The sequence below is a fragment of the Stenotrophomonas beteli genome, from assembly GCF_001431665.1.
Taxonomy (GTDB): Bacteria; Pseudomonadota; Gammaproteobacteria; order Xanthomonadales; family Xanthomonadaceae; genus Stenotrophomonas; species Stenotrophomonas beteli.
This window is the reverse complement of record NZ_LLXV01000082.1, coordinates 23,743-29,774: the sequence shown is the minus strand read 5'-3', so window position 1 is coordinate 29,774 and position 6,032 is coordinate 23,743. Positions and strand designations below refer to the sequence as shown.

At 66.3% G+C, this 6,032-nt stretch carries 6 protein-coding genes; 2 read left to right on the top strand and 4 right to left on the bottom strand.

The features are described from left to right. Positions 1 to 79: 79 nt before the first annotated feature. Entirely contained in the window at positions 80 to 430 is a 351-nt protein-coding gene (locus ARC23_RS18825) for a DUF1304 domain-containing protein (RefSeq protein ID WP_057498608.1), read from the bottom strand. Positions 431 to 460: 30 nt separating this feature from the next. Beyond that, on the bottom strand, positions 461 to 1,789 hold the full coding sequence (locus ARC23_RS18820) for an NTP/NDP exchange transporter (protein WP_057498610.1): 1,329 nt from the start codon (positions 1,787 to 1,789) through the stop codon (positions 461 to 463). A 285-nt stretch (positions 1,790 to 2,074) separates the two neighbouring features. On the opposite strand from ARC23_RS18820, the gene ARC23_RS18815 reads away from it, so the two are divergent. Further along, positions 2,075 to 3,475, top strand: a complete 1,401-nt coding sequence (locus ARC23_RS18815; protein ID WP_057498607.1) for a serine hydrolase domain-containing protein — start codon at positions 2,075 to 2,077, stop codon at positions 3,473 to 3,475. Positions 3,476 to 3,672: 197 nt separating this feature from the next. Here ARC23_RS18815 and ARC23_RS18810 read toward each other — a convergent pair whose 3' ends face one another. Next, positions 3,673 to 4,431 carry an SDR family NAD(P)-dependent oxidoreductase gene (locus tag ARC23_RS18810; protein ID WP_057498609.1) on the bottom strand — a complete coding sequence of 253 codons (759 nt, stop codon included), beginning with the start codon at positions 4,429 to 4,431 and terminating at the stop codon, positions 3,673 to 3,675. Positions 4,432 to 4,545: 114 nt separating this feature from the next. Here ARC23_RS18810 and ARC23_RS18805 point away from each other — a divergent pair, with 114 nt between their 5' ends. After that, complete coding sequence (locus tag ARC23_RS18805) at positions 4,546 to 5,460, top strand: LysR family transcriptional regulator (RefSeq protein ID WP_057498606.1); 915 nt, start codon at positions 4,546 to 4,548, stop codon at positions 5,458 to 5,460. Positions 5,461 to 5,523: 63 nt separating this feature from the next. Here the strand turns inward: ARC23_RS18805 and ARC23_RS18800 are convergent, their stop codons facing one another. Then, the gene (locus ARC23_RS18800) at positions 5,524 to 6,018 is read right to left on the bottom strand and encodes a hypothetical protein (RefSeq protein ID WP_057498605.1); all 495 of its coding nucleotides are present in this window, start codon (positions 6,016 to 6,018) and stop codon (positions 5,524 to 5,526) included. Between the last annotated feature and the right edge of the window lie 14 nt (positions 6,019 to 6,032).

The window sequence follows — 6,032 nt, the reverse complement described above, 5'->3', positions numbered from 1 at the left end:
GCGAACCCAACCCGCCCGGCCAACCCCATGACAAGCTTTACGCGGCCAACCCACGAGGGGCTGCGCCGTTGGCTGGAAACTACACCAGCGCGCGAAACACCAACGCCAGGATCGCCGGCACCGCCTGAATCATGAAAATGCGCCGGCTCACGCTGTAGGCGCCATAGCACCCGGCCACCACCACGCAGGCCAGCGAGAACGTCACCAGCACCGGCTGATCGATCACCAGCCCCACCCCGATGCCCGCCGCCAGGAAGCCGTTGTACAAGCCCTGGTTGGCCGCCAGCACGCGCGTGGTCTCGGCCTTCTCCGGCGTGTTGCGGAAGGTCTTCAGGCCCAGTGGGCGGGTCCACAGGAACATCTCCAGCACCAGGAAGTACAGGTGCAGCACCGCGACCAGCACGGTCAGCAGCAGCGCGATCAGCGACATCGTTTCTCTCCTCGGGAAGATGGGGCCGCGTCAGCGATCGCGCGGCAGTTTCTTTTCTTCGCGCAGCACGCCGAACGCCGCTGCGGTCATGCACGCGGCCACCAGCACGCCACCGATGAACACCACGTGCGAGCCAAACAGGGACAGCCCCTTGTGCACCCACGCAAAGCTCAGGTCCGCGCCGCGGTAGACCACCGTGTCGATCGCGGCGCCGGCCTTGTAGCGCCACTGCCGGTCCACGCGGGTGTAGATGGTCTCGCGTGCCGGCTTGGCCAGCGCGAATTCGCTGGCGCGGGTCATCACCTGCACCACCGCCACCATCAGCGGCATCGGCGAGGCCGCCAGTACCGAGAAGCCGATCAGGATCGCGAAACCGGGTATCAGCAGCGCCGGCGCGATGCCATGCCGGGACAGCAGCCAACGGGTCAGGCCCAGCTGCATCAACAACGCCAGCGCGTTCACCGCCAGGTCGATGCGCGAGAAGAAGGCCGTGGCAGCGCCTGCATCGTTGAACGAGGCACGCACGATGGTGGCCTGCTGGTTGTACAGCAGGGTGCCCACGCCCACACCGAACAACACCATGATCGCCAGCCAGCGCAGCAGCGGCTCGCGCACGATCAGCTTCAGTCCATCCAGGATGCTGCCGCCCATCGGCTGCTCGCCGGAGACCAGCCGCTGCTCGCGCTCGCGCAGCACCGCCCAGCGCCGCAGCCGCCAGATGCACAGCAGGCAGACCAGCAGGAACCCGGCCGAGACCAGCATGAGGTTGGCGATGCCCACGCGCTGCACCAGCGCACTGGTGATGAACGGGCCGAGGAAGGCACCGATGGTGCCGGCCGCGCCGATGTAACCGTAGAAGGCGCGGGCCTGCGCGTTGGAAAACACATCGGCCATGAAACTCCAGAACACCGCCACCGCGAACAGGTTGAAGACGCTGATCCAGAAGAAGAAGGCCATGCCTCGCCCGGGTACGTCGCTGTCGAACAGCGCGTAGAAGCCCAGCAGGGTGACGATGAAGAACCCGTACACCGCCGGCAGGAACATCCGGCGGGGGAAGCGGCTGACCAGCCAGCCGTACACCGGCTGCAGTACCAGCATGATCACGAACACGCAGGAGAACAGGAACTGCAGCACGAAGTCCTTCAGCGCGATGCCGTGGCTGGCGAACCAGGCGATCAGCACCGGCGGGAACACGGCCTCCAGGTCTGCCGAAGCAGCCATGGCCTCACGCACCGGGCGCAGTACGTAGTAGCCACTGAGCAGGCAGAAGAAGTACAGGAACGACCACCACAGCGCGGGCGACTCGCGCAGCGCCACCACCAGCCCCCGTAGCGGCCCCTTGTCCGGCGCCGCGCTCACGCAGCGCCCCTCGCCCACGGACGGCGGTTGGACAGCGGCATGGCAGGCTCCGGGGCGGTGAAGCGCGTACGTTAGCCAATGCACTGCAACATCGCCAGCACGGCACGCAATTTCCGCTGCGGGCAGACACCTCGAACGGCCTCCGATGACACGTTCGGATACACACTTTGGGAGCGTCAAAATTCCAACTTTTTCAACGAGATGCGCATTCATCTTCGCTTTGTTTGTGCACAGGGGAAAAGCGGCGCTAGAATCGCTCTCAGCAGTCGCGCACGGGTCCAACCGATGAAAAAGAACAGCCTGCGTCGTCCGATCCGTTCGGCGGCCACCGGTTTGCTGGGCATGTTGATGCCCGTTGCCTTGTCCACCACCGCGCAGACCCCGCCGGCGTTGCCACCGATGCCGGCCAACATCGAATCCGCTGCGGCCGGCGCCGTCGCCCACACCCAGCCGGCGGCGTACCGCACCGGCCTGGTACCGCAGGTGCAGGCCCCGGCCCCCGGCTTCAACGTCGCCAACATCGAGTCGATGGCGCAGCAGCTCACCTATGGCGAGCGCGTGCCGGGCATGGCGGTGGCCATCGTGCAGGGCGGCCGTGTGCTCAGCGCGCGCGGCTATGGCGTCACCGACGTCAACAATCCGCTGCCGGTCGATGCGCATACCGTGTTCCGCCTGGCCTCGCTGTCCAAGGCCTTCGCCGGTACCATGGCCGGCCTGCTGGTCAATGACGGCACGCTGCGCTGGGACAGCAAGGTCACCGACTACGTGCCGGGCTTCCGCCTGAACTCGCCGGAAGCCACCGACCGCCTCACCGTGGCCGACGTGCTCAGTCACCGTGTCGGCCTGCCCTACAACGCCTACGACCGCGACATCGAAGGCAACGCCGAGTACTACGCGCTGACCCAGAAGCTGGCCAACACCAGCCTGAAGTGCCTGCCGGGTGACTGCTACGCCTACCAGAACGTGGCCTTCAGCCTGATCGGCGACGTCGTCTACGCGGCCTCGGGCAGCTTCTACGAGCAGTCGGTCGAGCGCCGCATCTTCAAGCCGCTGGGCATGAACGATGCCAGCCTCGGCCTGGCCGGTATCCAGGCCAGCTCGCGCTGGGCGCGTCCGCACGTGCGCAGCCGCAACGGCTGGGTCTCGCTGACGCCGAAGCCGACCTACTACCGTGTCGCCCCGGCGGCTGGCGTCAACGCCAGCGCCAGCGACATGGCGCAGTGGCTGCTGGCCCACACCGGCCACCGCCCCGACGTACTGCCGGCCCCCCTGCTGGCCACCCTGCACTCGAGCCTGATCAACACCCCCGGCGAGATGCGTTCGGGTTGGCGCCGCGAGCGCCTGCATTCGGCCGGCTACGCACTGGGCTGGCGCACCTTCGATTACGCCGGCCACGATGTGGTGTTCCATGCCGGCGCCGTGCAGGGGTATCGCGGCCTGGTGGCGCTGGTGCCGGAACGCGATCTCGGCATCGCGATCATGTGGAACGGCGAAAGCGGCCTGCCCAGCGGCCTGCTGCCGACCGTGCTCGATTCGGCGCTCGGCCTGCCGGCGCAGCGCTGGCTGGATATCGATACCGACTTCGGCAGCGACAACCTGATGGCCGAAGGTGCGAGCCCGGCACAGCAGGACAAGCGCAAGGGCAAGGGTGCCTCGAGCAACCGTGCGGTGGCCTCGCCGCGCTGATCTGGCGGGCTCGGCGGTGAGCATAAGGGGCGACCTCGGTCGCCCTTTTTGTTGGCTCCTGTAGAGACGAGTCATGCTCGGCTCCGCTGGAACTGTAGCGTCGAGCCATGCTCGACTCTGCTGGAACTGTAGAGTCGAGCCATGCTCGACTGCACTGCCCGAACAGTCGAGCATGGCTCGACGCTACAAACGGAGGGCTAGTGCGCGAAGTAGTGCATGCCACCATCCACTGGAATCACCGCGCCGGTGATGTAGCCAGCCAGCGGGGAGGCCAGGAACGCCACCAGCGGCGCCACTTCCTCCGGCTCGCCGAAGCGCCCGATCGGAATGTTGCGCGCGATGAACGCGCGTCGGCTTTCCTCGGTCGGATGCAGGCGGTCGAGGATCTGCGCACTGTTGATCCGTCCCGGCGCAATCGCATTCACCGTGATGCCCTGCCCGGCCACCTCGGATGACAGGCCCTTGCTCCACAAATGCAGCGCCGCCTTCGCTGCCGTGGCCGCATTCACCGCACGCGGCTCCATCGAACCACTGAAATTGATAACCCGCCCCCAGCCCTGTGCCTGCATCGCTGGCAGCAGGGCCTGGGTCATCCGCCGTGCCGCAGAGAAGTTCAGCGCCACGGCCTCCTCCCAGATCGCGTCGGCGGCATCGACCGTGGTCGGCCGCGAACCACCCGCCGCGTTGACCAGGATGTCCACCCGCTGCAACTCAGCCAGGGCGGCGTCGGCAATGCGGCGTACATCCCCGGCGTCGGTGACATCGCCCAGCAGGATGATCGGCACCGGCGCACCCGCCGCTTCGATCTCTGCCGCCAGCGCCTGCAGCGGCTCTGCACGCCGCGCACTGATCGCAAGGCGTACCCCCTGTGATGCCAGCAGCCTGGCGACACCGGCACCGATGCCACTGCCGGCACCGGTGACCAGTGCGGTACGCCCTTCAAGATCCAGATCCATGATGTTCTCCCAATCGGCCTGCCGGCACATCCGGCGCGTGCCCTGGATGCTGGTTGATCACCGCCGATTGATAAACTCCGCGCAGGTTTCAGCATTCAACACCTGGAGTGTCAGATGAACCTGCTGGAGAGCATGCAGGTCTACGTGCTGATCGTGGACAAGGGCAGCCTGAGCGCAGCGGCAGAGGCGATGGACATCTCCGCGACGATGGCCGGCAAACACCTGCGTGCACTGGAGGCTCGCCTGGGCATGCAGCTGCTGAGCCGCACCACGCGACGCCAGCACATGACGCCGTTCGGTGAGGACTACTACGCGCGCTGCCGGGAGATCCTGCGCCTGGTGGAAGAGACCAATGCGCAGGCCCAGCACCAGCAACTGGCGCCGGCGGGCACATTGCGCATCAGCGCACCGGTGATCTTCGGCACGCATGCGCTGGTACCGGCACTGGCCGACTACATGTCGCGCTACCCGGAGGTGCAGGTCGAGGCGACACTGACCGACCGCGTGGTCGACCTCACCGAAGAAGGCTTCGAAGCCGCCTTGCGCATCGGCACGCTGGCCAACAGCAGCGAACTGGTGGCGCAGCCACTGGCGCCCTACCGGTTGATGATGTGTGCATCACCTGGATACCTCGCCCTGCACGGGACGCCGCACACCGCGCAGGACCTTGCCAGGCACCAGTGCTTGTCTTTCGAACCCACCGCGCTGACCCAGTGGCTGCAGGCCGCGCCTGGCGGTCTCGAGCGTGTACCGGGCGGCCGGCTGCAGATCAACAACGGCGAAGCGCTGCGCGCAGCAGCACTGCACGGGTTGGGCATCGTGCTGCAGTCGGCGTTGCTGCTGGCCGCGGACGTGAAAGCCGGGCGACTGGTGCAGCTGCTGCCCGGCCATGGCCACGCCGGCAGGCCGATGCATGTGGTCTACGCCCACGACCGGTACCGCTCCACCCGCCTGCGCAGTTTCCTGGCGTTCCTGGCCGAACGCTTCCCACCGGATGGCACTGCCTTCGGTGCCGATACGCGCCCATAAAAAAACCCCCTCCCCGCTGGGCAGCCAGGGAAGGGGTTTCAGGATACGGCTATCGGGAAGTACTTAGATCAGCGGCGCCGGGGTTGCCGGCAGAGCGACCGGAGCGGCCTTCTTCTTGCGGGCGGCCGGCTTGCGCTTGGCAACCTTCTTCGCTGCCTTCTTCGGGGCAGCCTTCTTGGTGGCCTTCTTCGCGGTCTTCTTCACTGCCTTCTTGGCGGTCTTCTTGACGGCCTTCTTGGCAGTGGCCTTCTTGGCGACCTTCTTGGCCGGCTTGCGGGCCGTTGCCTTCTTGGCAGTCTTCTTGGTGGCCTTCTTGGCGACCTTCTTGACGGCCTTCTTGGCAGCGGACTTCTTGGCTACCTTCTTTGCCGCCTTCTTCACTGCCTTCTTCGCAGTGGTCTTCCGGGCGACCTTCTTCGCAGCCTTCTTCACTGCCTTCTTGGCGGTTGCCTTCTTCGCGACCTTCTTCACTGCCTTCTTGGCAGCAGCCTTCTTCGCGACCTTCTTCACCGCTTTCTTGGCGGCGGGCTTCTTCTTCGCAGCTTTCTTGGTTGCCATGGGATGGCTCCTCG

What these genes read in the sequence shown, in the direction of transcription:
- ARC23_RS18825 (WP_057498608.1), bottom strand. Translation starts at nt 430, where the DNA reads ATGTCGCTGATCGCGCTGCTGCTGACCGTGCTGGTCGCGGTGCTGCAC.
- ARC23_RS18815 (WP_057498607.1), top strand. Translation starts at nt 2,075, where the DNA reads ATGAAAAAGAACAGCCTGCGTCGTCCGATCCGTTCGGCGGCCACCGGT.
- ARC23_RS18810 (WP_057498609.1), bottom strand. Translation starts at nt 4,431, where the DNA reads ATGGATCTGGATCTTGAAGGGCGTACCGCACTGGTCACCGGTGCCGGC.
- ARC23_RS18805 (WP_057498606.1), top strand. Translation starts at nt 4,546, where the DNA reads ATGAACCTGCTGGAGAGCATGCAGGTCTACGTGCTGATCGTGGACAAG.
- ARC23_RS18800 (WP_057498605.1), bottom strand. Translation starts at nt 6,018, where the DNA reads ATGGCAACCAAGAAAGCTGCGAAGAAGAAGCCCGCCGCCAAGAAAGCG.